The sequence below is a fragment of the Aquipuribacter aurantiacus genome (assembly GCF_051216895.1).
Taxonomy (GTDB): domain Bacteria; phylum Actinomycetota; class Actinomycetes; order Actinomycetales; family JBBAYJ01; genus Aquipuribacter.
This window is the reverse complement of the sequence record NZ_JBPKAO010000013.1, coordinates 33300-59867: the sequence shown is the minus strand read 5'-3', so window position 1 is coordinate 59867 and position 26568 is coordinate 33300. Positions and strand designations below refer to the sequence as shown.

Annotated in this window: 26 protein-coding genes; 16 read left to right on the top strand and 10 right to left on the bottom strand. The window is 74.2% G+C overall.

Annotated elements, in window-relative coordinates; genetic code table 11:
• The first annotated feature begins 113 nt into the window (after window positions 1-113).
• Both ACR80Q_RS15690 and ACR80Q_RS15685 read left to right on the top strand, forming a co-directional pair.
• Window positions 114-260 (top strand): hypothetical protein, encoded by a 147-nt coding sequence (locus tag ACR80Q_RS15690; RefSeq protein WP_435378580.1) that lies wholly within the window; start codon window positions 114-116, stop codon window positions 258-260.
• A 188-nt stretch (window positions 261-448) separates the two neighbouring features.
• On the top strand, window positions 449-2308 hold the full coding sequence (locus ACR80Q_RS15685; RefSeq protein WP_435378579.1) for an acyl-CoA dehydrogenase: 1860 nt from the start codon (window positions 449-451) through the stop codon (window positions 2306-2308).
• Window positions 2309-2311: 3 nt separating this feature from the next.
• Here the strand turns inward: ACR80Q_RS15685 and ACR80Q_RS15680 are convergent, their stop codons facing one another.
• From ACR80Q_RS15680 to ACR80Q_RS15660, 5 genes are all read right to left on the bottom strand, one after another.
• Window positions 2312-2755, bottom strand: a complete 444-nt coding sequence (locus tag ACR80Q_RS15680; RefSeq protein ID WP_435378578.1) for a ferritin-like domain-containing protein — start codon at window positions 2753-2755, stop codon at window positions 2312-2314.
• Between the two features lie 69 nt (window positions 2756-2824).
• Entirely contained in the window at window positions 2825-4432 is a 1608-nt protein-coding gene (locus ACR80Q_RS15675) for an SGNH/GDSL hydrolase family protein (RefSeq protein WP_435378577.1), read from the bottom strand.
• 139 nt (window positions 4433-4571) lie between these two features.
• The gene (locus ACR80Q_RS15670) at window positions 4572-5291 is read right to left on the bottom strand and encodes a nitroreductase family protein (protein ID WP_435378576.1); all 720 of its coding nucleotides are present in this window, start codon (window positions 5289-5291) and stop codon (window positions 4572-4574) included.
• A gap of 116 nt (window positions 5292-5407) precedes the next feature.
• On the bottom strand, window positions 5408-5671 hold the full coding sequence (locus ACR80Q_RS15665; RefSeq protein ID WP_435378575.1) for a DUF6458 family protein: 264 nt from the start codon (window positions 5669-5671) through the stop codon (window positions 5408-5410).
• Window positions 5672-5716: 45 nt separating this feature from the next.
• The gene (locus ACR80Q_RS15660; RefSeq protein WP_435378657.1) at window positions 5717-7657 is read right to left on the bottom strand and encodes an NHL domain-containing thioredoxin family protein; all 1941 of its coding nucleotides are present in this window, start codon (window positions 7655-7657) and stop codon (window positions 5717-5719) included.
• 184 nt (window positions 7658-7841) lie between these two features.
• On the opposite strand from ACR80Q_RS15660, the gene ACR80Q_RS15655 reads away from it, so the two are divergent.
• A complete protein-coding gene (locus ACR80Q_RS15655; protein WP_435378574.1) occupies window positions 7842-8252 on the top strand; it encodes a DUF952 domain-containing protein in 411 nt (136 codons plus the stop codon).
• On the opposite strand, the gene ACR80Q_RS15650 is transcribed toward ACR80Q_RS15655, so the two are convergent.
• Window positions 8245-8694, bottom strand: a complete 450-nt coding sequence (locus tag ACR80Q_RS15650; RefSeq protein ID WP_435378573.1) for a YccF domain-containing protein — start codon at window positions 8692-8694, stop codon at window positions 8245-8247. The genes ACR80Q_RS15655 and ACR80Q_RS15650 overlap by 8 nt on opposite strands.
• A gap of 123 nt (window positions 8695-8817) precedes the next feature.
• Between ACR80Q_RS15650 and ACR80Q_RS15645 the strand changes: the two genes are divergently transcribed.
• Genes ACR80Q_RS15645 through ACR80Q_RS15630 form a run of 4 tightly spaced genes read left to right on the top strand, consistent with a single transcriptional unit; the run spans window position 8818 to window position 12931 of the window.
• The gene (locus tag ACR80Q_RS15645) at window positions 8818-10527 is read left to right on the top strand and encodes a PHP domain-containing protein (protein ID WP_435378572.1); all 1710 of its coding nucleotides are present in this window, start codon (window positions 8818-8820) and stop codon (window positions 10525-10527) included.
• Between the two features lie 10 nt (window positions 10528-10537).
• Window positions 10538-11194: a hypothetical protein gene (locus tag ACR80Q_RS15640; protein WP_435378571.1), complete on the top strand. Its 657-nt coding sequence runs from the start codon at window positions 10538-10540 to the stop codon at window positions 11192-11194.
• Window positions 11195-11253: 59 nt separating this feature from the next.
• Window positions 11254-11931 (top strand): HEAT repeat domain-containing protein, encoded by a 678-nt coding sequence (locus ACR80Q_RS15635; protein WP_435378570.1) that lies wholly within the window; start codon window positions 11254-11256, stop codon window positions 11929-11931.
• A gap of 4 nt (window positions 11932-11935) precedes the next feature.
• Complete coding sequence (locus ACR80Q_RS15630) at window positions 11936-12931, top strand: HEAT repeat domain-containing protein (RefSeq protein ID WP_435378569.1); 996 nt, start codon at window positions 11936-11938, stop codon at window positions 12929-12931.
• Between the two features lie 46 nt (window positions 12932-12977).
• Here the strand turns inward: ACR80Q_RS15630 and ACR80Q_RS15625 are convergent, their stop codons facing one another.
• Window positions 12978-15032, bottom strand: coding sequence for a glycogen debranching N-terminal domain-containing protein (locus ACR80Q_RS15625; protein WP_435378568.1), 2055 nt, complete (start codon window positions 15030-15032; stop codon window positions 12978-12980).
• A gap of 134 nt (window positions 15033-15166) precedes the next feature.
• Between ACR80Q_RS15625 and ACR80Q_RS15620 the strand changes: the two genes are divergently transcribed.
• From ACR80Q_RS15620 to ACR80Q_RS15605, 4 genes are all read left to right on the top strand, one after another.
• Window positions 15167-16189, top strand: a complete 1023-nt coding sequence (locus tag ACR80Q_RS15620; RefSeq protein ID WP_435378567.1) for a LacI family DNA-binding transcriptional regulator — start codon at window positions 15167-15169, stop codon at window positions 16187-16189.
• A 76-nt stretch (window positions 16190-16265) separates the two neighbouring features.
• Entirely contained in the window at window positions 16266-17546 is a 1281-nt protein-coding gene (locus ACR80Q_RS15615; protein WP_435378566.1) for a sugar ABC transporter substrate-binding protein, read from the top strand.
• A gap of 67 nt (window positions 17547-17613) precedes the next feature.
• Window positions 17614-18825 (top strand): carbohydrate ABC transporter permease, encoded by a 1212-nt coding sequence (locus ACR80Q_RS15610; RefSeq protein WP_435378565.1) that lies wholly within the window; start codon window positions 17614-17616, stop codon window positions 18823-18825.
• Window positions 18822-19718 (top strand): carbohydrate ABC transporter permease, encoded by an 897-nt coding sequence (locus tag ACR80Q_RS15605; RefSeq protein ID WP_435378564.1) that lies wholly within the window; start codon window positions 18822-18824, stop codon window positions 19716-19718. Before ACR80Q_RS15610 ends, ACR80Q_RS15605 begins: the two co-directional genes overlap by 4 nt.
• Before the next feature lie 32 nt (window positions 19719-19750).
• On the opposite strand, the gene ACR80Q_RS15600 is transcribed toward ACR80Q_RS15605, so the two are convergent.
• Window positions 19751-20512, bottom strand: a complete 762-nt coding sequence (locus ACR80Q_RS15600; protein ID WP_435378563.1) for a TSUP family transporter — start codon at window positions 20510-20512, stop codon at window positions 19751-19753.
• Window positions 20513-20633: 121 nt separating this feature from the next.
• Here ACR80Q_RS15600 and ACR80Q_RS15595 point away from each other — a divergent pair, with 121 nt between their 5' ends.
• The 5 genes from ACR80Q_RS15595 (at window position 20634) to ACR80Q_RS15575 (ending at window position 23264) form a co-directional block, all read left to right on the top strand.
• The gene (locus ACR80Q_RS15595; RefSeq protein ID WP_435378562.1) at window positions 20634-21215 is read left to right on the top strand and encodes a YceI family protein; all 582 of its coding nucleotides are present in this window, start codon (window positions 20634-20636) and stop codon (window positions 21213-21215) included.
• A gap of 243 nt (window positions 21216-21458) precedes the next feature.
• Window positions 21459-21638, top strand: coding sequence for a DUF805 domain-containing protein (locus ACR80Q_RS15590; RefSeq protein WP_435378561.1), 180 nt, complete (start codon window positions 21459-21461; stop codon window positions 21636-21638).
• A complete protein-coding gene (locus ACR80Q_RS15585; RefSeq protein WP_435378560.1) occupies window positions 21589-22167 on the top strand; it encodes a DUF805 domain-containing protein in 579 nt (192 codons plus the stop codon). Before ACR80Q_RS15590 ends, ACR80Q_RS15585 begins: the two co-directional genes overlap by 50 nt.
• 53 nt (window positions 22168-22220) lie before the next feature.
• The gene (locus ACR80Q_RS15580) at window positions 22221-22634 is read left to right on the top strand and encodes a DUF805 domain-containing protein (protein ID WP_435378559.1); all 414 of its coding nucleotides are present in this window, start codon (window positions 22221-22223) and stop codon (window positions 22632-22634) included.
• Between the two features lie 57 nt (window positions 22635-22691).
• Window positions 22692-23264 carry a DUF805 domain-containing protein gene (locus tag ACR80Q_RS15575; protein ID WP_435378558.1) on the top strand — a complete coding sequence of 191 codons (573 nt, stop codon included), beginning with the start codon at window positions 22692-22694 and terminating at the stop codon, window positions 23262-23264.
• Between the two features lie 27 nt (window positions 23265-23291).
• On the opposite strand, the gene ACR80Q_RS15570 is transcribed toward ACR80Q_RS15575, so the two are convergent.
• On the bottom strand, window positions 23292-24404 hold the full coding sequence (locus tag ACR80Q_RS15570; protein WP_435378557.1) for a Gfo/Idh/MocA family protein: 1113 nt from the start codon (window positions 24402-24404) through the stop codon (window positions 23292-23294).
• Between the two features lie 29 nt (window positions 24405-24433).
• Window positions 24434-26527, bottom strand: coding sequence for a S9 family peptidase (locus ACR80Q_RS15565; RefSeq protein WP_435378656.1), 2094 nt, complete (start codon window positions 26525-26527; stop codon window positions 24434-24436).
• Between the last annotated feature and the right edge of the window lie 41 nt (window positions 26528-26568).

The following is a 26568-nucleotide window of genomic DNA, read 5'->3' as shown; positions in this document are numbered from 1 at the left end:
CCGAAAACGGCTACCCCTTCCGGCCGGCCCCGTGCCATCGTCTTGGCTGCGCCGCCGGCACCCTGGACCGCCAGGGCCGCGCGGGCGACGCCTCGACGACGAGGAGGGTCCCGATGAACATGAAGAACCGCGGCGGACGCGAGGCCAAGAAGCCGAAGGCCGCGAAGAACACCAAGGCCAAGGGCCAGACGCCCGTCCCGCCCGCCCAGCGGGGCAGCGCGGCGAGCGGGGCCGTCGACAAGGCGTCGACCCACCGCTGAGGCCTGCCGTCCGGCCCCTCGCACCGGTGGTCCCCGGTCGGCTCCGGCCGGTCGGGGACCACCCGCCGGGTGACGGGCCTTGCCAAAGTTACCGGCGAGTAGCATCCTGGTGGTTACCAGCGGGTAACCCACGCTGACCAGGTACGGGACGAAGCAGTCCCGCGAGCACGGAGGACAGGGACACGACCATGGGCCACTACAAGGCGAACCTGCGCGACATCGAGTTCAACCTGTTCGAGGTCTTCGGTCGCGACGACGTCCTCGGGTCCGGGCCGTACGAGGACGTGGACCGCGAGGTGGCCCACGAGATCCTCACCGAGGTCGGTCGCCTGGCCGAGAACGAGCTCGCGGCGTCCCTGCAGGACTCCGACGCCCACCCCCCGGTCTTCGACCCGGCCACCAGCACCGTCACGCTGCCGGAGTCGTTCAAGGGCTCGTACCAGGCCTACCTCGACGCCGAGTGGTGGCGGATGGACGTCCCGGCCGAGCTGGGCGGCACCGTCGTCCCGCCCTCGCTGCGCTGGGCCGTCGCCGAGCTCGTCCTGGGTTCCAACCCGGCCGTGCACATGTACTCCTCGGGCTTCGCCTTCGCCAACACCATGTACCGCCTGGGCAACCCCGACCAGCAGACCCTGGCCCGTCACATGGTCGAGCAGCAGTGGGGCGCGACCATGGTCCTCACCGAGCCCGACGCCGGCTCCGACGTCGGGGCCGGCCGCGCGAAGGCGGTCCAGCAGCCCGACGGCAGCTGGCACATCACGGGCGTCAAGCGCTTCATCACCTCCGCCGAGCACGACATGACCGACAACGTCGTGCACCTGGTCCTGGCCCGTCCCGAGGGCGCCGGACCGGGCACCAAGGGCCTGTCGCTGTTCGTCGTCCCCAAGCTGCACGTCGACCTCGAGACCGGGGCGACCGGCGAGCGCAACGGCGCCTTCGTCACCAACGTCGAGCACAAGATGGGCCTCAAGGTCTCGACCACCTGCGAGGTGCGCTTCGGCGAGGTCGACGGCATCCCCGCCGTCGGCACGCTGCTGGGCGACGTCCACGACGGCATCGCCCAGATGTTCAAGATCATCGAGTACGCCCGGATGATGGTCGGCACGAAGGCCATCGCCACGCTGTCCACCGGCTACCTGAACGCCCTGGAGTACGCGAAGAGCCGGGTGCAGGGCGCCGACCTGGTGCAGATGGCCGACAAGGCCGCCCCCCGCGTCACCATCACCCACCACCCCGACGTCCGTCGCTCGCTGATGACCCAGAAGGCCTACGCCGAGGGGATGCGGGCGCTCATCACCTACACCGCGACGTTCCAGGACACGGTCGACGTGGCCGAGCGGGCCGGCGAGCACGACGAGCAGGCGGAGCGCATCAACGACCTGCTGCTGCCGTTGGTCAAGGGCTGCGGGTCCGAACGCTCCTGGGTGCTGCTGGGCACCGAGAGCCTGCAGACCTTCGGCGGGTCCGGCTTCCTGTCCGACTACCCGGTCGAGCAGTACGTCCGCGACGCCAAGATCGACACCCTGTACGAGGGCACCACCGCCATCCAGGGCCTCGACTTCTTCTTCCGCAAGATCGTCCGCGACAAGGGACGGGCTCTCGGCTACCTGTCCGGGCAGGTCATGGAGTTCGTGAAGGCCGACGACGGTGCGGGCGAGCTGACCGCGGAGCGCGACCTGCTGGCCCACGCCGTGGACGACGTCCAGGGCATCGTCGGGACCATGGTCGCGGCGCTGACGTCGGCCGACCCCCGCAGCGGCCCCGAGGCCGACCCGTGCAACGTGTACCTGGTCGGCCAGAACTCCTCGCGGCTGCTGCTGGCCGCGGGCGACCTGGTCGTCGGGTGGCTGCTGCTGCGCCAGGCCGAGGTCGCCCTGGCCGCGCTGGGCCGCGAGGGCGTCAGCGCCAAGGACCGCGACTTCTACACCGGCAAGGTCGCCGCGGCCCGGTTCTTCGCCCGGACGGTGCTGCCCCGCCTCACCGCCGAGCGCAGGATCGCCGAGACGGTCGACAACGGCCTGATGGACCTGCCGGAGAGCGCCTTCTGAGCCTCAGCTGGCGGCCTTGAGGGCCCTGACCTCGTCGCGGGCGGCGACGACCTCGGCGTGCTGACGCTGCACGACGGTGCGGAAGCCCTCGCTGAGGTCCTCCTTGAGGGCGTCCTCGTAGGCCGCGACGCTGTGGTCCTCGCCCTGCAGCGCGGCGTCGAGGACGCCCGAGGGCTCGTCGCCGGTCACGGCGTCCTTGAGCGCGAGCCAGCCGCGGTGGGCGGCACCGGCCACGGAGCTGCTCTCGTCGACGTCGTCGCCGTAGGCGTGACCCAGGGCCACGATCTCCTGGGCGAACTGGGTGCGCTGCTGGGCGAACCGGTTCATGGTGGTGGCCCACTCGGGGCGGTTGCTGTCGGTCAGCTTCTCGGCGGCCTCGCCGAAGCCCTTCTGACCGTCCTTGAGGGTGGTGACGAGGTTCTTCGCGGCGTTCTTGTCGTCGGACATGACTCGTGAGTACCCAGCCGGAACCGGCACGAACCGTCCGCCCGGCGCCGTCCGGGCGTCGACCGGTCCTCAGAGGGCGAAGCGCAGGGTCCGCGCCACCCAGTCCAGCGTCTCGTCGGCCCAGCCCATCAGCTCCAGACCGGGGGTGAGGTTCTGCGGGGGGTTGCGCAGCAGGGTGTCGCGCATCACCAGGCGGTCCATGTCGACCGTGACCGGACCGGTCCGCTCCCGACCGCGCCGGTCGGCGAACCGGACGCCGGCCCGCTGCATGACGCCGATCACCTCCTGGGCGACGATGCCGTACCCCACGGTCGTCGGGTGGACCCCGTCCAGGGAGAAGATGCCGCCCGTCGCCCGTCCCCCCTCGCCGTCGCTGGTGAGGAACCGGGAGTCGGGGACCGGGTCCAGGGTCGCCAGCGAGGAGGGCAGCGGGTACGGCGTCCACCACTCCGGCCGCGCGTTGGGATCGCTGATGTAGCGCCGGGAGGCCAGCCGGTCGAGCAGGCCGCAGACGTCCAGCAGGTACCAGTCGCGTGGGGTCTCGCCGTCCCCTCCCTGCCCGCCGCGCGCCTCCGTCACGACGCGCTCGAGCTCGTCGTTGTAGCAGTCGATCGCGGCGTCGACGGCTCTGGCCTCGGCCCCGGTGATGAACGGGTCGTGGGCGGGGTCGAACCGGGCCGCGTCGACCCACGGCCGGGTGTAGTACGGGTAGTACCGGGAGCCGGCGCGCAGCTTGCCGCCGACGCCGCGGGCGATGGGGGCGATCGTCACGTGGGGGACGGTGCACCAGATGACGTGACGCGCCTTGATCCGCTTGACCCGTTCGACGACCTCGGCCAGCTCGGCCTCGAAGTGCTCGGGCCGCCAGACGTTGTAGGCGCGCTTCTTCTTGGGGTGCGCGTAGTCCGGACCGGACCAGCGGACGTCGAGGGTGGTCACCGCCCCCAGCGCGTTGTTCGCGCCCAGGAACACCACCAGGGTCTCGATCCCGGCCTCGGTCGACGTGTCGTGCTCCTCGCCCAGCGCCTCGGCGACGTCGAACAGGGTCGAGCCCGCCTGGGCCTTGCCGGTGGGGTACACCCGCAGCGCCGCCCGGTCGGCGTGGTTCTCGACGATCTGCTTGAGCCAGCCGTCCGACGGGGCCTGGATGTCCGCCTGGCAGGACTTGGCCGTCCGCGACAGGGCGTCGCGCAGGTCCCACCCGTAGACGGCCAGGGCGTGCATGGACCCGGTGAGGTCCGGCGGGGTGGCGCCCGGGCCACGCTCCCAGTAGTCCTCGACCTGGTCCATCAGCTGTCGGGCGCGGAACAGGGCCAGCGGGAACTCCCACGGCGACAGCCGCGACCCGTAGCGGTGCTCCAGCTCGCGCAGCAGCAGCTCCATGTTCAGCGGCAGCCCGCCCATCCCCTCGTAGCGCGGCACCCGCAGGCCGGTCCAGCCGAGCTCGTGGGCGACGATCGACGGCCACGACAGGTCGGTGTTGTGGACGGCCCCGCTCTGGAAGCCGTGCGTCAGGGAGTCCCCGATCGCCACGAGCCGGTGGGGCGGTACGTCGCGGTCGCGGACCCGGTCCACCTCGATCCCCACGGTCGGGTCGAACACGGGCACCCGCGGCTCCAGGGCCCGGGCGCGGACCGACTCCGGGGCGTCCTTCGGGATGAGCAGGTCGTCGGGCATCGTCGCCTCCGGGGCCGGGAAGGGGTTCGACCGTCGCGCCCAGGAACGTGGGACGGCCGGACTGATACCGATGACCACCCCGCCACGGACAGGTCCGACAAGGCACGGGCAGCGACGTCGGGCCCGCGCGAGGTCGCCGTCAGGGGGCGCCGGGGTGTTCCCGGTCGCGCGGAGCGCCGCTGGTGGGCGCCGGCACCTGGGACGGTGCCTGCGGCCCGGGGGAGAACGGGACGCCGTAGCGGCCCTCGTGGACGGTCTCGGCCAGCGGCCGACGACCGCGGCGCAGGCTCGGCGAGCGCCGGTCCGGGGCGGGGTGGCCCAGGCTGACGACGCCGACGAGGCGGCGGTCGCGCGGCAGGCCGAAGGCGTGCCGGACGTCGTCGTGGCGGTGGTCCGGCACCCCGAAGAAGCAGGCCCCGAGGCCGGCGTCGACGGCACCGAGCAGCAGGAGCAGGGCCGCCATGCCGGTGTCGACGTCCCAGAACGGGATCGGCCAGGCGTCCGGTCCCGACCCGCGAGCAGCGGCCCCGTCGGCCGCGCGGTCACCGGCCTTGTCGGACTCCGCGTAGCGCTGCACGTACCGGCCGGGGTCGGACAGGCACAGGACCAGGACCGGCGCGGTGCGCATCCCCCGTTGCCAGCGGTCCGGCCCGGTCGTCGTGCCAGCCGTGGTCACGTCCCAGAACCGCTCGCGGGCGGTACCTCGCAGCACCACGAGGTCGCGGCCCTGGGTGTGGCCGGCGGACGGCGCCCGGGTCGCCTGCTCGAGCAGCCGCGCCAGGACCTCGTCGGCGACCGGGCGCGAGGGGTCGTAGCTGCGGACCATGCGCCGGGCGCGGACGACGTCCTGGTGCTCCACGGCGCCACCCTGCCCGCTCCGCACGCACGAGGCACGCCGACCGGTGGTGCTGGTCTGGCGTGCCTCGGTCGTGCTGCGGTGCGGCGAGCGCGAGCGCTCGTCCTGGTCGGGGCCGGTCAGTCGATGACGTTGTCGCTGCGCCGCACGGTCTCGGTCCCGTTGGGCGTCTGGTTCTGCTCGACGACCTCGGTCCGGCTCGTACGACGGGGACCCGCGCGACGGGACATCAGGCCGATGCCGATGATCAGCCCGACGGCGCCACCCGCCATCAGGATGTAGCCGATGAACTGCAGGTTGATGCCACTGATCGCGTCGGCCTCGATGCCGAAGGCGAGGATGGCGCCCAGGATGATGAGCCCGATACCGCTGCCGATAGTCATGGACGCCGGGTACCCGTGAGGTCGCCCCACCAAACCTGAGCGCGGTCAGACCACCCCGCGCAGGTCCAGGTCGCACCGGTCGGCCCCGTCCTGCTCCAGCACGACGGGGATCCCCCAGTCCTGCTGGAACAGGTGGCAGGCGGCGTGCTCGGGGACCTCACCGGTCTCGGGGTCCCCGTCGCAGGAGGCGGCCTGCACGCTGACGTGCAGCACCCCCACCGACCCCGGCTCCCCGGCCAGGCGCAGGGTGCGGGTCAGACCGGTGGCCGTCCCCTCCCCCGAGACCAGGAGCGTGGGTGGGGTGGCCTGGACCGTGAGCCGGGTGGGGTCGCCCCAGCGGTCGTCGAGCTTCTGCCCCTTCGGCGGGGTGAAGGCGACTGTCAGCTCGACCTCACCGGGGGCGAGCAGGGTCGGCGGGCGCTGGGTGCGCTGCTCGCCGGTGTCGACCCGGGAGGCCTCGCGCGGCAACCGGACGCGGACGACCTCGTGCGCCGCGGACGCCACCACCAGCAGCAGCGACGGGTCGTCCGGGTCGGCGCGCACGTCCGAGGGCTCGGCCAGGTCGCGCGCGATGGTCGTGACCTCGTGGGCGTCGGGGTCGTAGCGGCGGACGGCACCGTTGTAGGTGTCGGCGACCGCCACCGACCCGTCCGGCAGGACGCCGACCCCGAGCGGGTGCTGCAGCCGCGCCCCGGACGCCGGACCGTCCACGTGACCGAAGTCGAACAACCCGCTGCCGACGGCCGTGCCCACCACGTACCCGGGCAGCGCCGCCGCCGCCGCGTTGGCCAGGCGGGTGTCGGTGACCAGCGGTGTCCCGCGGTCCGGGGCCGCGGTCGGGGCGCCGGCGCTCTCGGCCCCGTCGGCCCGCTCCAGCCAGCGCAGCGCGCTGGTCTCGGAGTCCGCGAGCCACAGCCGTCGGCCGTCGGCGGACGTGGCCAGGCCCGACGTCTGCGCGAACCAGGCCTGCTCCGCCCTGCCGTCGCGGATCCCCTCGGCCGACGTCCCCGCCAGCAGCCGCACCACGCCGTCGGCCGGCCGCGGGGACGGGTCGAACGCCCACAGCTGGTGCAGGCCCGCCATCGCGACGACGACCTGGCCGTCGAACCACGCCACGTCCCACGGCGTGCTCAACGGCTGGCCCAGCGCCGGCCCGCCGCCGGCCCGCTCACGCAGCTGCTCGCCGGTGCCGGCCACGGTGACCAGGTGCCCGTCGGCCAGTCGCAGCCCCCGCAGGACGTGGTTGGCCGTGTCGGCCACCACGACGTCGTAGCCGACCCGGGCCGCGACGTCGGCCGGGAGCAGCGCGAGGCCCTGCGGCTCCGCCAGGCGGGAGTCCCCCGGCGGGCCGTCGAGCAGGCCACGCCCGCCGCTGCCGACCGTGCGCAGCACGGTGACACCGTCCGCGTCCAGCTCCACCAGCCGGTGCCGGGACGAGTCGCTGACCAGCAGCGTCGTGCGCCCGTCACGGTGCAGCGGCAGCACCTTGCCGGGGAAGCGCAGCGTGGTGCCCTCCGGCACGACCGAGACGTAGGGCGCGTCGCCGCGACGCAGGGTGCCCTTGGCCTCGTGCTCGGCGACCAGCTCGTCGAGCAGGCTCCGCAGGCCCGGCCCGTGGCCCTCGCCCGACAGCTGCGCGACGACGTAGCCCTCGGGGTCGACGACGGCCAGCGTCGGCCAGGCGCGGGCCGCGTAGGCCTGCCAGGTCAGCAGCTCCGGGTCGTCCAGGACGGGGTGGTGGACCTCGTACCGCTCGACGGCCGCGGCGAGCGCGTCCGGGTCGGCCTCGTGCTCGAACTTGGGCGAGTGCACGCCCACCACGACCACGGTGTCGGCGAGCTCTGCCTCGATCGGGCGCAGCTCGTCCAGGACGTGCAGGCAGTTGACGCAGCAGAAGGTCCAGAAGTCGAGGACCACGACCCGACCGCGCAGCCCGGCCAGCGACAGCGGCGTCCCGCCGGTGTTGAGCCAGCCCCGGCCGGCCAGCTCGGGCGCGCGGACCCGGGCGCGGCTGCGGACGCCGGCGGCCGTGGTGCCGGCGGTCGTGCTGCCGGAGGTCGTGCTGCTGGTCGTGCTGCTGGTCGTGCGGCTGGCGGCGGGGGTCGACACAGCTGGAGTCAACCCGATGCCGGGCCCGTCGCTTCCCGCGGGTCCGTGCCAGGGTGGAGAGATGTCGACGACGACGCCGGGCACGACCCCCTCAGCGGCACCAGGACCGACGCCCGCGCTGCTGCACCTCGCCCTGCCGGAGGAGTGGCAGGAGGCGGTCCCGACCGGGTCCTACGACCGCTCGACCCGGGGGCTGTCTCTGGGCGAGGTGGGTTTCGTGCACTGCGCCCACCCGCACCAGGTCGAGGCCGTCGCGGCCCGGTTCTACGGCGACCTGCTGCAGGACCCGGACGCCACGCTGCTCGTGCTGCACCTGGACCCCGAGCGGCTCGACGTCCACGTGGTCCACGAGGACCTCGAGGGCACCGGCGAGCAGTTCCCGCACGTGTACGGGCCGCTGCCGGTCGACGCCGTGGTGCGGGTGGAGGCGATGGCCAGGGTGGACGGGGCCTGGCGGCTGCCGCTCAGCTGATCCGGGGCACGTACCGCCCGCTGGCCTCGGCGCTGCTGACGACCTCCTTGCCGAGCGGGTTGAACGACAGGATCGCCAGCTTGAGGACGGCGATCCCGAACGGGATGCCGATGATGGTGAGCATCAGCCCGACCGCGTAGACGACCTGCGACAGCGCCAGCCACCAGCCGATCAGCACGAACCACAGGACGTTGCCGAGCGCGCTCATCACCCCGGCGTCGGGTCGGCCGACGACGGTGCGCCCGAACGGCCACAGCGCGTACCCCGCCAGGCGGAAGCAGGCGATGCCGAACGGGATCGTGACGATCAGGACGCACGCGATCACGCCGGCCAGCACGTAGCTGAGCGCCGTCGCGAGCCCGGCGAACACGAGCCAGAGGACGTTGAGGACCAGGGCGATCACCCCGACATGGTCCCAGCCCGTCGCCCGGGTGGCAGTCATGGTGAGAGGTCTCTCATTGTTCGTGCCCCGTTAACCGGCCGGCCGTCACCCGGACGCACAGATGTCGACAGGCGCATGTTGCCTCGCCCCGTCCTCCTCCGAGCACCGACCGGAAGGTCCCGCATGAGCCACGACCACGGCCACAGCCACGAGCACCCGCACGGCCACACCCACGAGCAGACCGCGGTGGACGACACCACCGCCGTCGCCATCGACACCTCCGTCCCGGACACCGAGCTGAGCCCGACCCAGCTGTCGCGGCGCAACCTGCTGCGCGCCGCCGGCGTGGTCGGCTCGGCTGCCGCCGTCGGCCTGGGCAGCGCCGCGCCCGCCGCCGCCGCCACGACCGGCCCGACCCAGCCCCGCGGTCGCAGCGTCGTCAACCAGTGGGTCGCCGGTGACCACCACATCCACACCCAGTACAGCGCCGACGCGATCTACACCGTCGCCGACCAGGCCCAGTACGCCAAGGCGTACGGCCTGGACTGGCTCGTCATCACCGACCACGGCGGCGCCACGCACGCCCGGATCGGCGTCGACCTGGTCAACCCCGACATCCGCGCCGCCCGCGAGGCGCTGCCCGGCACGATGATCTTCCAGGGCCTGGAGTGGAACATCCCGGCGGCCGAGCACGGCACCGTGTTCGTCGCCCCGGGCGACAACGAGGTGGCCGTCCTCAAGCAGTTCGAGCAGGACTATGACGGCTCGGTCAGGGGCGCGGGCGCGAACAACCCGGCCAACGAGGCGCTCGCCGTGGCCGGCGTGCAGTGGCTCGGCAAGCAGGTCGACGACAAGCGGATCGACTCCGCGCTGTTCCTGGCCAACCACCCGGCCCGGCAGGGCATCGACAGCCCGCACGAGCTGCGGGCCTGGCGCGACGCGGACCCCCGCGTCGCCGTCGGGTTCGAGGGCGCCCCCGGGCACCAGGCGGCGGGCCTGCCGAACGGCGCGCGGTCCGGTCGCGGTTTCTACACGAACGCGGGCACCAACCCCAACCGGTTCGTGCCCTACCCGCCGGAGTCGTTCCGCACCTGGGGCGGCTTCGACTGGATGACCTCGACCGTGGGCGGGCTGTGGGACTCGATGCTGGCCGAGGGCAAGCCCTGGTGGATCAGCGCCAACTCCGACAGCCACTTCAACTACCTGGCCACCGCCTCGCGCGGGCCCGGCAGCAGCTTCAACGCCGAGGGGCGGTACCGGGACCCCGTCTACTCCGGGTCCCCCGGCGAGACGGCGGGCGACTTCTGGCCCGGCCAGTACAGCCGCACGGTCGTCGGCGTGAACCGTCCCGGCTACCTCGAGGTCATGCAGGGCCTGCGCGACGGCCGGGTGTGGGTCGACCACGGCCGGCTCGTCAAGGGCATCAGCATGGTCGTGCGTCGCCCCCGCAACCCGCGCAGCGACTCCCCGCTGGGCTCGACCGTCGCCGTGCCGCGCGGCACGGCGCTGGAGCTGTCCATCACCATCACGCTGCAGGACCTGCCCAACTGGGCCTCGTTCCTGCCCGTGCTCAACCGGGTCGACCTGATCCGGGGCTCGGTCGACGTCGCCGGCCCGGCCGACAAGGACACGTTCCTCGCGCCGGACACCCGGGTGGTCCGCTCCTGGGACACCTCCGGCACCAGCGGCACCATCGAGCTGGTGCAGCCGCTCGGCAACGTCACGGAGCCGTTCTACGTCCGCGCCCGCGGCACCGACGGCAACCGCTCCCAGCCCGGCTACCTGGGCGCCGCCATCGACCCCGAGGGCCCGGCGCTGGACGTGGTCGGCGACGCCGACCCGTGGGAGGACCTGTGGTTCTACACGAACCCGATCTTCGTCACGCCGCTCTGATCGACGACTGATGCCTGTCTCGCTGCTGGAGCCGGTCGTGATCATCGGGGTGGACGGCTGGTCCCACGACGGCGAGGACGCCGACCACCTCGCGCACCGGGTGCGCGAGGTGGTCGGGGCGCTGCTCGGCGGTGACGTCGGGGAGCGGCTGGAGCTGGCCACCCACGAGGTCCGCTCCGGCCGGGCGCACACCGCGGTGTCGTGCCGGGTGCCGGACGCCGCGCCCGACGCCGCACGCCCGGGGCGCCTCGACGGTCTGCTCGACGTGCTGCACGACGTGGCCGGGCCGGACGGCGCCGTGGTCGCGACCGCGCCGCGGCTGCCGGACGGGCTCGCGCGGGGCCACGACCCGGGCGCGCTCGCCGGGGCGTGGGCCGCGGTGACCGCGGCCGCGACCCGTTCCTCGGGCCGGCTGGTCCGCTACCCCGGCGTCGACGAGCTGCGCGGGGTGCTGCCCGTCTCCGACGTCGTCGCCCGCTCGGTCGTGGACGAGGTGGTCGTCGTCGGCGGCAGCCGGCACGACGGCACCACCCTGGTCGACACCCGCGACTTCGTCCGCCCCGTGCTGAGCGCAGGACGGGTCCGGCTGCTGGTCCAGCCCGCGGTGGGCGGCGTCATGGTGCCCTTCGAGAAGGAGAACCCGGAGCGCTGCTGCGAGGACCACTGACCCTGGCCTTGACCTTGACACGGTGACAAGGTCGAGGATCGGGGACGGAGGTGGTCCCCATGACCCACGAGCACAGCACGGTCGCGTCGCGGCTGCGGACCGCGCTGGAGGACCCGGAGTCCTCGGTGCGGCTGCAGGCCGCGCTCGCCGCCGGGACGAGCCCCGACCTCTCCTTCGTCGAGGTGCTCCTGCGGCGCTGCGCGGTCGAGCCGGACTTCTTCGTCCGCGACATGCTGAGCTGGGCGCTGACCCGGCAGGAGCGGTCGTCGACCGTGGACCGGCTGCTGGGCGAGCTGGGGTCGCGCCGGGCCCAGGCCCGCAGCCAGGCCCTGCACACGCTGTCCAAGACCCGTGACCCGCGGGCGTGGCCGGCGGTCACCGGCGACCTCCTGCGGGACCCCGACGACGAGGTGGGCCGGACCGCGTGGCGCACGGCGGTGGCCCTGGTGCCCCTGGACGACACGTCCGCCCTGGCCGAGACCCTGTCGACCCAGCTCGGCCGCGGGGACCGCGAGGTCCAGCTGAGCCTGAGCCGCGCGCTGCTGGACCTGGGGGCACCGGCCGCGGCCGTCGTCGCCCGCGCCACGACCTCGACCAACGAGGCCGTCCGCACCCACGCGCTCGCCACCGAGCGGCTGGTGCAGGACCCGGACGCGGGGTTCGATGCCGCCCTCGCGGAAGCACGCCGCGTCGTGGCCCTCCTCGGGGCTCCGGTGGCACCCGACGGGACGGGGTGAGGGCGTGCTGATCGGCGAGGTGGCGCGGCGGTCCGGGATCAGCGCCCGCATGCTGCGCCACTACGACTCCATGGGGCTCGTGCCCCCGTCCGGTCGCTCGGCGGGCGGGTACCGGGAGTACGAGGAGGAGGACCTCCGACGCCTGTTCCACGTGGAGGCCCTCCGCTCGCTCGGGCTCGGCCTGCCGGAGGTCGCGGCGGTGCTGGACGACCTCTCGTTCGACCCGGCGACCGTGGTCGACGGTCTGCTCGCCCGCACGCAGGAGCGGCTCGCGCAGGAGCAGGAGCTGCTGCGCCGGCTCGCGCAGGTGCGGGCGAGCCGGCCCGCCGCCTGGTCCGACGTGCTGCGCCTCGTCGGGCTGGTGCGCGGGCTCGATGCCGCCAGCCCGTCGGCGCGGCAGCGGTTCGCCCTGTCGCTGAGGGACCCGGGCGACGCCACGACGCTCGCGGCCGCGACGCTGGACGAGACCGACCCCGTCGTCGCCGGCGCACTGGGCTGGGCCCTGGCCCGCACCGGGGACAGCGGGGTCCCGGTGCTCGCCGAGGCGCTGCACTCCCCGGTCGCCGGACGCCGGCACCGGGCGGTGGCCGCCCTCGGCAAGATCGGTTCGCCCGAGGCCGCGGCGGTCCTGGCCGACGCCGTCGCCCACCCCGACCCGCTGGTCGCCGGACGCGCCGCCCTGGCCCGGGGCGCCCGCGGGGACCTCGACGCCGTCCCCGCCCTCGTCGCCCTGGTGGCCGGGGGGCGCGACGACGTCGACGCCGCCGGTGTGCTCGGCGCGCTGGCCGCCCGGCACGGCTGCGCCGACGACATCGCCCGCGCGATCACCACCCGGCTCGCGGGCACGGGCGACGAGGGACGCCGACGCCTGGTGGCCGCCCTGGCCGAGGTCCCCGGCCCGGCGGCCCGCCGGACGCTGACCGGCCTCCTCGAGGACCCCGACCGCGGGGTCGCCCTCACCGCCTCGTCCCTGCTGCGCGCCCGGCCGGCCGAGGCGTAGGCGCCGGGGCCCGCCACGACGTGCCGTGCCGTCGGGACGACCGCAGTCACCAGGTGACGGTCGCGCCCCCCGCCTCGTCGACCGACAGGCCCAGGTCACGACCGCCCGCGCGCAGACCGGCGACCGTGGTGTCGCCGAAGGACCACGGCTGGACCGGGGACGCCGTCACCGAGCCGGCGGGGGCGTCGGCGCGCAGGCCGGTGACCGAGGCGAGCAGCGACACCGCCGCCGCGGCCGACCACGCCTGCGGGCGGCAGGCCGCGGGGTAGGGCACCGGCCGGGGGTGGGCGCTGCGGGCGTCACCGGCGAACAGCTCCGGCGGGCGGCCGTCGAACGCGTGCAACGCCCCGAGCAGGGCCTCGGCGACCGGCGCCACCTCCGCCCGCCCCTCGGCCGCGAGACCGGCCAGGCAGATGGCGGTGTCGTGGGGCCACACCGAACCCACGTGGTAGCCGGTCGGGGAGTACCCGGCGGCGTCGCGGGACATCGTGCGGACGCCGAACCCGGACAGCATGTCCGGGGCGGCGATCCGGCGGGCGACGTGGTCCACCTCCTCGGCGTCGAGCAGACCGGTGCCGAGCAGGTGCCCGACGTTACTGGTCAGCGACACGACCGGCCGCTTGTCCCCGTCCAGCGCGATGGCGGGGAACGGGCCCTTGGCGTCCTCGACCCAGAAGCGACGGTGGAACTCCGTCCGCAGCCGGGCGGCCCACTCCCGCCACCGGTCGGTGCCGGGGCGGCCGTGCGCCTCGAGCAGGTCCGCACCGGCCAGGGCGGCCGCGTAGGCGTAGCCCTGCACCTCGCACAGCGCGACCGGGGCGTGGGCGAGGGAGCCGTCGATGCGGCGCACCGCGTCGCCGGAGTCCTTCCAGCCCTGGTTGGACAAGCCGTGCCCGGAGGAGTCGACGTACTCCAGCAGGTGGTCACCGTCGGCGTCCCCGTGCTCGACGAGCCAGGTCAGAGCCCCCTCGAGCGTGGGCAGCAGCGGCTCGACGGCGTCGTCGGCCATGCCCCACCGCCAGGCGTCGGACAGCGTGAGCACCCACAGCGGGGTCGCGTCGATCGTGCCGTAGTACACCGGCGGCAGGGACCGGTCGACGCCGTCGTCGGCGTGGGCCTCGCCGAGCGAGAACGACGCCCCGCGCACCTCGTGGAGGATCTTGCCGGGCTGCTGCGCGGTGTCGGGGTCGACGCGCGTGCCCTGCCGGGCGGCCAGCACCCGCAACGTCGAGGCGGCCAGGTCGGTGGTCACGGGCAGCATCATGCGAGCCGCCCACAGGCTGTCCCGGCCGAACAGCGTGAGGAACCACGGCGCCCCGGCCCCCAGGAACTCCTCGTCCGGCGCGTCGGTCGTGGTCAACCGCAGCAGGCGGAGGTCGTCCAGGGCCCGGCTCAGCACCGGGGCCAGCCGCCGGTCGGCGCTGACGACGTCCAGCGAGCGCCAGGAGGCGGGTCGGCTGGGGCTGGTCACCACGGCCCCGGTGTCGTGCAGGCCGAAGAGCAGCTCCCGCGTCACGCTGTGCCCGGGGTCGACGTCGACCCGCCAGGACACGACGACGGTGTCGCCGTCGACGGACCAGTCCGCCCCGTGGGCCCGCATCGTGCCCCGGAAGCCGTCGAGCACCCAGACCGCCTCGGGTCCGCCGACGTCGGTCGGGGCCACCAGCGGGTGGCGGTGCCCACCCTTGACCGAGTCCAGCGGGGCCAGGTCGGCACCCACCCGCACCTGCACCACGCAGCTGACCGGGGCCGACGCCGTGGACACCACGGCGACCTGCTCCCGGACCAGGCCCGGCTCGACCTCGCGACGACGCTCGACCCGGACGGTCGGGTCGGCGCCGGTGTCACCGAGGGAGCGGGCGACCCCGAGGAACACGTGGGCGTCGCCGCCGTCGTCGTGGGCGGTCAGCGGGGACGGCTCCTCGCCGTCGACGGTGACCACGCACTCCCGGACGAAACGGCGGTCGGCGTGCAGGAAGCCCTGGACGCCGGCGTCACGCACCTGACCGTCCCGCCCGGACCAGGCCTGCGTGGGCGCGGCGAGCACGAGAGCGAGGTCGTGCACCCAGGGCTGACGGGCCGGGGACATGTCTGCGATCACGTGCGCCACCTTCTCCCACCCACCACCCCGTGACATCCGGGCGCCGGCAGGTTATGTTTTGAGCGCTCAAAGTTGAGCGCTCAAACCGTAGTCGTCCTCACGGCCGACCGCCAGACCCGCGCGAGGAGGCCCGGATGTCGGCGACACCCCCGGCGGCACGACCCGGACCGGGCCTGCCCACGCTGGAGACCGTGGCCGCCCGGGCCGGTGTGTCCCGGCAGACCGTGTCCAACGCGCTGCACCGCCCCGACCGGCTGGCCGCCGCCACCCGCGACAAGGTCCTGCAGGCCGTGCGCGAGACCGGGTACCGCCCCTCGCTGCCCGCCCGCCAGCTGGCCACCCGGCGCGCGCAGGCGGTGGCGGTGCGCGCCGACCGCCCGCAGGACGGTATCTCCGGGATGGTCCTCGACATCTTCTTCCACGGCCTGGCCGAGGCCGGTCAGCGCAGCGGCAACCGGGTGGTCCTCTACCCCGAGCAGACCGACGAGGCCGCCGAGCTGTCCCTGGTGGAGGACTTGATGGGCAGCGGCGCCGCGGACGCCGTCGTGCTCACGGCCACCAGCGTCGGGGACAACCGCCCCGCCCACCTGATCGACGCGGGACTGACGTTCTGCGCCTTCGGACGCCCCTGGGGCACGGACGAGCCGCCGCACGACTGGGTCGACGTCGACGGCGCCCACGGCACCGGGCTGGCGGTGGCGCACCTGCTGGCCACCGGGCGACGCCGGATCGGGTTCCTGGGCTGGCCCGACGACGCCGCGACCGGGCGGGACCGCCGCCGCGGCTGGGCCGAGGCGCTCACCGCCGCCGACCTGGCCGGGACCCCGACCGAGGGCGCGAGCGTCAACTCGTCCCACGCCGCCCAGGTCGAGACCACCGCCCTGCTGTCACGTGACCCCGACCTGGACGCCCTGGTCTGCGCCAGCGACTCCCTGGCCCTCGGCGCGCATCGGGCGGCCGCCGCGGCGGGCAGGGACGTGTCCGTCGTCGGGTTCGACGCCACCCCCGTCGCGTCGGCGCTGGGTCTGGCCAGCGTCGCCCAGCCCATCCGCGAGGTCGCCCACACCTGCCTGGACCTGCTGCTGCCCCGCCTGACGGGGCAGTCCCCCGCCGCCCGCGGGGTCCTGCTCGAGCCGACGCTCGCCCTCCCCGACTGACCCACCCGCCGCACCGCCCACCACCGACGGGCCTCCCCCAGGCCCTGCACCGCCACCACGAAGGAGTGACACGACCATGACGAACCCCCTCATCCGTGCGGCCCGCTCGCGCGGGGCCGCCCTGCCGGTCCTCACGCTGGCCACCCTGGGCCTGCTCGCGGCCTGCGGCGGCGGCAGCTTCGAGGACGACGCGGCCGGCGGCGGCGACGCCAGCGCACCGCCCGCCTCCCAGGAGGGTCCCGCGTCGCTGCGGGTGCTCATCGCCTCCAGCGGCGACGCCGAGACCGGCACCGTCACCACGGCCGCCGACGCCTGGGCGGAGGAGACCGGGAACGAGGTCGAGGTCGTCGTGGCCACCGACATCACCCAGGAGCTCACCCAGGGCTTCGCGGGGGGCAGCCCGCCCGACCTGTTCTACGTCGACGCGGGCGCGTTCGCGGACTACGCCGCTAACGGCAACCTCTACCCCTACGAGCTCGAGGACAACGACGACTTCTACGAGTCGCTGCGGGAGACGTTCACGCTCGACGGCACCCAGTACTGCGCCCCCAAGGACTTCTCCACCCTCGCGCTGCAGATCAACACCGCGTCGTGGGAGGCCGCCGGGCTGACGGAGGAGGACATCCCCACCACGTGGGAGGAGCTGAGGACCGTCGCGGACACCCTGACCACCCCCGAGCAGGCGGGTCTGGTCATCGGCGGCGGTCGCGACCGCGCCGGGGCGTTCCTCGTGCAGAACGGCGGCTTCTGGGTCGACGGCGCCGAGGGCACCATCACCGCGACCGAGGAGAGCAACGTCGAGGCGCTCACCTACGTGCAGGAGCTGCTCGCCAGCGGTTCCGCGGTCCTGCCCCCGACCGTCGACTCCGGCTGGGGCGGCGAGGCGTTCGGCACCCAGCGGGCCGCCATGACCATGGAGGGCAACTGGATCCGGGGCGCCATGAGCAACGACTACCCCGACGTCGCGTACACCGTCGCCGAGCTGCCCGAGGGCCCGGCCGGGCCGGGCACCCTGCTGTTCACGCAGTGCTGGGGCATCGCCGCCGAGTCGCCGAACCAGGCCGCGGCGGTCGAGCTGGTCGCCGCGCTCACCAGCGCCGACAACCAGCTGGCCAGCGCCGAGGCGTTCGGCGTCATGCCGAGCCGCCAGTCGGCCGAGGAGGACTACGTCGCCGCGTTCCCGGACGACGCCCCCTTCATCGCCGGCGGTGAGTACGGCCAGGGCCCGGTGACGCTGCCCGGCCTGCAGCCCGTGCTCGCGGACCTCGACTCCCAGCTGGAGCAGCTGGCCACCGCCGACCCGGCCGGGATCCTCGAGTCGTTCCAGACCAACGCCGAGGCCGCCGCCCCGCAGTGAGCCCTGGACCGGTCGGGCGGGCGCACCCCCGCCCGACCGGTCCGCCACATCGGTCGAAGGAGACGCGATGAGCACCCTCAGCACCACGCCCGGGACGGCGGGCACGGCCGCCGGAGCACCGAGCCCGCCCGTCGGCGCCGGGAAGGGCCGTTTCGGCGAGCGGAACGCCATCGGCTGGCTGTTCGTCAGCCCGACCCTGCTCGTCCTCGGGCTGTTCCTGTTCGTGCCGATCCTGATGGCCCTGTGGGTGTCGTTCAGCGACTGGAACGGACGAGGGTCGCCGTTCGCCGGGACCGTCGGCTTCGTCGGTCTGGACAACTACGCGCGGCTGCTGACCGACGACGGCCTGACCCGCTCGGACTTCATGACGTCGCTGCGCAACAACTTCTACTACGTCCTGCTCGTCGTGCCGGCGCAGACGGTGTTCGCGCTGTTCCTGGCCGTGGTGCTCAACAACCAGCTGCTCAAGGCCAAGGGCTTCTTCCGGACGGCGTTCTACTTCCCGTCGGTGACCAGCTCGGTGGCCATCAGCCTGATCTTCCTGTTCCTGTTCTCCGGCACCGGGGTGGTCAACACCGCCCTGGGGCTGGTCGGCGTCGACGGGCCGACCTGGTTCGCCGACAGCCGCGGTCTGCTGCACCTGCTCGGCGACGGGCTCGGGTTCTGGGAGGCCGGTGCGCCGCCGGCCGCCCTGGCCGACACCTCGGTCCTGGGCCTGTCGGCGTGGCAGTGGCTGTCCGGGCCCAGCGTCGCGCTGTCGGTGATCATCATGCTCGTCGTCTGGACGACCACCGGGACGTTCATGCTGCTGTTCCTGGCCGCGCTGCAGGACGTGCCGGTCGAGGTCGAGGAGGCCGCCCGCGTGGACGGCGCCAACCGGTGGCAGAGCTTCCGTGCCGTCACCCTGCCCCACCTGCGGCCGACGCTGCTGCTGGTCATCACTCTCGGCATCATCGGCACCTGGCAGGTGTTCGACCAGGTCTACGTCATGACCCAGGGCGGGCCGGGCAAGACGACGCTCACCCCGGCGTACCTGTCGTACTCCTACGCCTTCGAGTCCCAGCAGTGGGGCGTGGCCGCAGCCATGGCGTTCCTGCTGTTCCTCATCATCTTCGTCCTGACGTCGCTGCAGCGGTACGTGCTGCGCGACAAGGACGCCGCCCGGGACCGCACGCTCCTGCGGCGGGCCCGCCGACGGCGGCCGGACCTCGAGGCCCGGCGGGCGCACGCGACATCGGGGCTGGGCCACCAGCAGCCCGGAACCGGAGGATCCCTGTGAGCACCTCGACGACCGCCGGCCGCACCACCGGACCCGCCGCGCCGACGCGCCGACGAGGGCCGAGCAACCGAGCGCTCCTCGTCGCGTTCCTGGCCTACGCCGTGCTCATCCTGTTCGCCTTCGTCTACCTGTACCCGTTCGTCATCCAGGTCGCGACGTCCTTCAAGACCGCGCCCGACGCCACCGGCAACCCGCTGTCGCTCATCGCCGACCCGTTCACGGTCGCGGCCTTCGAGCGGTTGCTCGACACCCGGTTCCCGTTGTGGTTCGCCAACTCGGTCGTGGTCACGGTCTTCGTCACCGCGGGACGGGTGTTCTTCAACTCGTTGGCCGGGTACGCCCTGGCACGCATCAAGTTCCGCGGTCGGGAGGCGGTGTTCAGCGCGGTCCTGGCGGTGCTCGCCGTCCCCGGGATCATCCTGCTCATCCCGAAGTTCCTCGTCCTGAACACCATCGGGATCTACGACACCTACCCGGCCCTGGTCCTGCCGCTGCTGGTGGACGCGGCCGGCGTCTTCATCATGAAGCAGTTCTTCGAGTCGATCCCCGTCTCGGTGGAGGAGGCCGCCCGCATCGACGGCGCCGGCACGTTCCGGATCTTCTGGTCGGTCGTGCTGCCGATGGCCCGACCGGCGCTCATCACCCTGACCATCCTGTCGTTCCAGGGGTCGTGGAACGAGCTGCCGCACTTCATCGTGGCCAGCCAGGACCCGGACCTGGCCACCCTCACCAAGGGGGTGGCCTCGCTGACCAGCGGGCAGCTGGGCTCGGGCAACCAGTACCCGATCTCCATGGCCGCGGCGCTGCTGATGACCATCCCGGTGGCGCTGGTGTTCTTCTGGCTGCAGCGGTACTTCGTCCAGGGCGCGACCGCGGGCGCGGAGAAGGGCTGAGCGGGACGCCGCGTCATGCCGGCGGCGCGCCCTCAGGACGGGAGGGCGACCAGGAGCAGGGCCAGGCCGGCCGCACCCGACAGGACGAGGACGGCGAGCCGCAGCACGGCGGGCTGCACGCGTCGTCGCAGCGGACCGGCGAGCAGGTAGCCGAGGACGACCGGGGGCACCAGGACGAGGCCGACCAGCATCTTCTCCACGGTCAGCTCGTCGACGACCGCGAGCGAGGCCAGGCTCAGCACGGCACCCACGGCGAAGAACGCGGCCAGGGTGGAGCGAATGGCCGGGCCGCCGCTGTTGCGGAACGTGATCGCCATCGGGGGGCCGCCGATCCCCGACGTGGTGCCCCCGACCCCGCTCAGCACACCGGCCACGACGAGCGAGCTCCGCCGTGGGCTCGGTCGGGGGGCGCGCGGGCGTCGGTCGGCGACCACGGCCGCCACCACGGCCAGGCAGACCGTGGCCGCCACCAGCAGCTGGAGCCCCCGCACCGGGAGCAGGGCGACCGCGACCGCTCCGGCGGCCCCGCCCGGCACCCGCCCCACCATCGCCCAGCCGATGCCGCGCAGGTCGACGTGGGAGCGCTCGCGCACGGCCGACACCAGCACGAGCGGCATCACGGCGACCAGGACCCCCACCGGCACCAGGTCGGGGGCGAGCCAGGCCAGGACGGGCACCGACAGCAGCGCGAGCCCGAACCCGAGCACGCCCTGGACCAGCGCGCCGACCCCCACCGCGAGCGCGCAGGCGGCGACGACCCACGGGTCGCCCCCGAACACCGCCCAGACGTCCACGGGCGACGACGGTAGGCCCTGCGGGTGAGGGGGCTGGCGCTCGGGCCGGGAATACGCCAAGGTAGTTGATAGTTCAAGCGACTGACCAGAACGACACCCGCTGACCCGTCCAGGAGGACACATGACTGACACCGGTTTCGACAAGGCCCCCTCCGAGGCCATCTCCGACCTGTCCGGCACCTACACCGTCGACGCCTCGCACACCCGGCTCGGCTTCCAGGCCCGCCACGCGATGGTCACCACCGTCCGCGGCAACTTCGGCGAGTTCGAGGGCACCGTCGTCATCGACGCGGCCGTCCCCACCAACTCCAGGGCCGACCTGACCATCCAGGTGGCCACCGTGTCGACCGGCTCCGCCGACCGCGACGCCCACCTGCGCTCCGCCGACTTCTTCGACGTCGAGACCTACCCCACGTGGACCTTCACCTCCACCTCCGTCGAGGACGTCGACCAGGCCGCCGGCACCTTCGTGCTGGTGGGCGACCTGACGATCCGGACCATCACCAAGCCCGTCCGCATCGACGTGACCTTCGACGGCTCCGCCAAGGACCCGTTCGGCAACTACCGCGCCGGGTTCGAGGGCAAGGCCGTCGTCAACCGCAAGGACTGGGACCTCACCTGGAACGCCGCGCTGGAGACCGGTGGCGTCCTGGTCAGCGAGAAGATCAAGCTCGACTTCGACGTGTCGCTGGTCAAATCCTGACCTGAGCTCCCGGACCGCCTCGAGGGCGGGGTCCCCGTCGGTCGCGCACCCGCGCCCCGGGACCCCGCCCTCTGCGTACGACCGGGCGGGATCGGCCGGTTCCTGGGACGGCGCTCCCCCCGGTGCTCTTGGATGTGACGGCGCCGGGCCCGTCGGTCCGGATGCTGGGGATCGTCGTCTCGAGGGGTCCACCCGTGTCGCTCGGTGAAGCAGTCACCTCCGTGCCCGGCCGGGCTGCACCTCGTGCGTCCTGAGGAGGCCGTCCGGCGCGTCCTGAGCCGCTACGCCGGGTTCGACGGCCGGGCCCGCCGGTCGGAGTTCCGGTGGTTCGCGATGGTCCCCGGCCTCGTCGTCGGCCCGCCCGTGGCGCTCGGTGAAGCAGTCACCTCCGTGCTCGGCCGGGCTGCACCTCGCGCGTCCTGAGGAGGCCGGCCGGCGCGTCCTGAGCCGTTACGCCGGGTTCGACGGCCAGGCCCGCCGGTCGGAGTTCTGGTGGTTCGCGATGGTCCACGGCCTCGTCGTCGGCCTGCCCGTGACGCTCGGTGCCACCCTGCTGCTCGTCGGGCTGCTGGTGGGGGCGGCCGGCAGCCGCGCGGGATGGGTCCCGGGCGCGGCGGGGGCGTACCTGCTCCTGGTGGGCTGGGGCTGCGCCGCCGCCCTGCTGGTGCCGTCCTACGCCGTGGCCGCCCGACGGCTGCACGACACCGACCGCAGCGGGTGGTGGCTGCTCCTGCTCCTCGCGCCCTACGCCTCGATGATCCTCTACTGGTACTGGGCCGAGGACGGCCGCCCGGGACCCAACCGGTTCGGCCCCGACCCGAAGGGCCGCGCACCGGTGCCCTGGTCCGCCCTGCCCGCGCGTGGTCCGGGGCCGTCGCCGTGGTCGGTACGACCCCCGCCCCCGTGGTCGCCACGGCCGCCGGCGCCCCCGTGGTCGGCTCGACGCCCGTGACAGACGGCCCCGGCCAGGGTTGGATGGCCTCTCCTGCTGCGAGAGGCGGAGCGATGACGTTCCCCGAGGCGATCGGCACGTGCCTGCGGCGCTACGCGGACTTCACCGGCCGCGCCCGCCGCTCCGAGTACTGGTGGTTCCTGCTGCTCGTGGCCCTCGTGGTCGCGGCCGGTGGTCTGCTCGACCAGGCCTTCGGCCTCGTCGAGCCGGTGGAGGGCGGCGGACCGGTCGCGGGCCTCGCGACCCTCGCGCTGCTGCTCCCGCACCTGGCGGTGGGCGCCCGACGACTCCACGACACGGGCCGGAGCGCGTGGTGGCTCCTGCTCTGGCTGGTCCCGGTGGGAGGCGCCGTGATCCTGCTGGTCTGGTTCGCGGGGGTCTCGGAACCGGGGGTCAACCAGAACGGACCCTCACCGCTGGACCCCACCCGGACCGGCCCCGCCCCCGTCCCGCCCGCTCGTGGCTGACCCCCGTCGACCCTCCGTTCGGTCGCACCACCCCTCACGGGACGGGACAATGCCTCGGTGACCTTCACCCAGGCCGTCAGCTCGGTCCTCGGCCAGTACGCGGGCTTCCGCGGCCGCGCCCGCCGGTCGGAGTTCTGGTGGTGGAACCTCTTCACGCTGCTGGTGGGCCTGACCGTCGCCGCCACCGAGGTGGCCCTGGGCATCGGCGGGGAGGCCAGCGGGCCTGTGTCGACGCTGCTCGCGCTCGTGCTGCTGCTGCCCAACCTCAGCGTCAGCGTCCGTCGCCTCCACGACTCCTCGCGCTCCGGCTGGTGGCTGCTCATCGCGCTCGTGCCGGTCGCCGGGTTCGTCGTGCTCCTGCTCTTCTTCCTGGCGCCGTCCACCGCGGGTGGCAACGCCCACGGCCCGGACCCGCGGCTGCTCACCGACCTCGAGCCGTCCGGTGAGCTGCCCCGGCCGGACGAGGTGGCCGACGGCCCGACGCCCGCCCCCGTCGGAGGGGTGCCCGGAGCAGCGTGGACCCCGCCCGGCTGGGACCTGCCCGACGCCGCCGAGCCGGGAGCCGGTCGCCCCGTCCAGGACCGCGGCCGCCCCGGCGACGACCCGGACCCCGACCGACCGCCGGCCTGACGCCGCGCCGAGCGGGACCGGCTCGGCCTAGACCGCGGCGGGGTCCTCGTCGTGGTGGACGCCGAGGGCGTGCAGGGCCTGCTCGAGCACCGACATGACGGCGAGCGTGTCGTCCAGCGGCATGGTCGGGCTCTCGGTCAGACCGGCCGCCAGGCAGCGGTGCACCTCGTCGAGCTCGTGGGAGTACCCGGTCCCGGTGGCCGGCAGCACGACCTCCTCGCTGCTCTCCACGGACCGCCCGCCCGAGGTGCGGTGGACGACGATCCGGCCGGGGTGGTGGAACCGGGGCGGCACCTCGATCCAGCCCTCCGTGCCGAACACGGCGGCCTGCCCGGGCAGCGGGGACAGCAACGAGCAGGTGCCCACCCCGTGGCGACCGTCCTCGGTGCGCCACAGCAGGGTCGACTCCGCGTCCACGCCGTCGGGGCCTAGGACCCCGGCCACCTCCAGTGAGGACGGCACCCCGCCGAGCACCATCTGCAGCCACGAGGTCGGGTAGACCCCCAGGTCGAGCAGCGCACCGCCGCCCTGGGCCCGGTCCCACAGCCGGTCGGCCGGGTCGAACGGCACGCGAAGCCCCAGGTCGGCCCGGACCGAGCGGACGGCGCCGACGGCACCGTCGGCCCGGACCGAGCGGACGGCGCCGACGGCACCGTCGGCCCGGACCGAGCGGGCGTCGCCGACGGCACCGTCGGCCAGCAGCTCCCGCAGCCGGACCACGGCGGGCTGGAACCGGGTCCACATCGCCTCCATCACGAAGACGCCGCGCGCCCGGGCCGCGTCGACCACCTCCTGGGCCCCGGCGAGGGTCACCGTGAACGCCTTCTCGACGAGCAGGTGCTTGCCGGCCTCGACGGCGGCGAGCGCGACGCCGTGGTGCTGGCGGTGCGGGGTGGCCACGTAGACGACGTCCACGTCGGGGTCGGCCAGCAGCTCCGCGTAGGAGCCGTGGGCGACCGGCGCGCCGTGCTCGTCGGCGAACGCCCGGGCCCGGTCGAGGCTGCGGGAAGCCACCGCGTGCAGGACCCCGCCGGGGACGTCGGCCAGGTCGCGCACCACGCCGGCCGCGATCCGACCGGGCCCCACCACGCCCCAGCGGACGGGGCGGTCGAGGACGGGTTCGAAGGCTGCGGCGCTCATGGCCCCCAGGCTGCCACGACGCGCGCCGCTCAGCGCAGCAGCTCCGGCGTCACCCACTCCTCGTCCAGCACGTGGTGGGCGAGGAACGCGAGCACCGTGCGGTACCAGAGCGTGCTGTGGTTGGGCGTGAGGACCCAGTGGTTCTCGTCGGGGAAGTACAGGAACTTGTGCGGCAGGCCGCCCTCGTCGTCGGTGTCCTTGCTCGACAGGTCCCACCACAGCCGCAACGCCTCACCGATGGGCACGCGGTAGTCCTTGTCGCCGTGGACGACCAGCGTCGGGGTCACCCAGCGGTCGACCGAGCGGTGGGGGGAACTGTCCTCGGTCATCTGCGGGCTCATCTCCCGGCTCCAGTAGTGCGCGGCGTCGGTCGTCGCGGCGAACTGGTCCAGGGCGTAGAGCGAGGCGTGGGTGACGATGGCGCGGAACCGGTCGGTGTGCCCGCCGATCCAGTTGGCCATGTACCCGCCGAAGGACCCACCCAGGGCCGCGGTGCGGTCCTGGTCGACGTCGTCGCGCGCGGTGACGACGTCGGTGACGGCCATCAGGTCGGTGTAGGGAGCCTCGCCCCAGCGGCCCCAGCCGCGGGCGACGAAGTCCTTGCCGTAGCCGGTCGACAGGGCCGGGTCCGGCAGCAGCACCGCGTAGCCGGCCTGCACCGCGAGCCACGGGCACCACCGCCAGCTCCAGGCGTTCCACGACGCGAGCGGGCCGCCGTGGATCCACAGCAGCAGCGGCGCGGGGGCGTCCGGGCCCGCGCCGTCCGGCAGGCACAACCAGGCCCGCAGCGCGGTGCCGTCCTCGGCCGTCGCGGTCACCTCCTCGACGTGGCCGGGCACGACGGGCGCCGGCACGGGACCCCGGAGCACGGTGGGGTGCTGGTGGGGGGTCAGCGGGTCGAGCCGCACGGGCGAGGGAGGCGACGCGATGGCGGACCGCATGGCGTAGACGTGCTGCCCGTCGGGGCTGACGCAGACGTCGGAGTAGGCGGCGTCGTCGCCCGTCAGCTGGGTCACCTGCCCCGAGGCCACCTCGACCCGGAACAGCGGGGCGCGGCCGTCGGAGTCCGCGTGCACGACCAGCGCCGTGCCGTCCGGGGTCCAGGTCGGCCGGCCCGACCAGCGGTCCCAGCCGGGGGCCACGACCCGGGCCTCGACCTCGCCGTCGCCGTCCCCGGGGCGCGCGAGGGGGGCCACGGCCAGCTGGTAGCCGCCCGGGTCCTGCGGCGTCGAGCGGGTGTACACCTGCAGCGCGACCTGCGTGCCGTCGGGCGAGATGCGCGGGTCCTCGTACTCGTGGTCGACGTCGGACAGCAGCGTGCGCCGCGCCCCTGTGGCCAGGTCGACCGACACCAGCGTCGACCGGGCGCTGGCCCGGCCCTCGACGACGTGCCAGGTCGCCACCGCGACGGTGCCGTCCGCGGTCACGTCGAGCACGCTGTTGTGCAGCGCGTGGCCGGTGTGGCCGGTGACCTGCCGCAGCTCGAGCTCCGCCTCGCCCGGGACGTCGGGATCCAGGCGCCCCGCGAGCAGCCGGGGCCCGCCGGGGCCCAGGTCGTGGTCCCAGTAGCGGACCGGGTACTGCTCGTGCAGCACGGCGGTGACCCTCGCGTCCTTGCGGGCCTTGCGCCGTTCGGCGTCGGACTCCGCGTCGGGCCCCGAGCCGGGGAGGGCGTCGGTCACCAGCAGGGCGTCGCCCGAACCGCGCGCCACGACCAGGTCCGTGAGTCCCCCGGGCCGGCTGGCGACGACCCGGGCCTCGCCGCCGCCCGGCGGCAGCGCCCACAGCGCGCCGCGGCCGGAGTCGTCCTCGTCGGGGACGTCGGGGTCCGGGCGGGTGGAGGTGAACAGCAGCGTGCCGTCGGGGGTGAACGCACCGAGCTGCTCGCCCTTGGCCGACCGGGTCAGGCGACGGGCCGGGCGGGTCCCCGTCGGGTCGACCTCCCACAGCGCCGTGACGAACCGGTTGGCGTCGGGGTTCAGGGTCTGCAGACCCGTCACCAGGCGGGTGCCGTCGGGGGACAGGGCCAGCCCGGCGGCACGCGGCAGGGCCTGGAACGCGTCCAGGTCGGCGAAGAGGCTGGTCGGGGCGTCGGTCGTGTCGTCGTCGCTCACCCCCGGCATGCTGCCACGGGCCCCGGTCACCACCCGGGCCACCACCCCCC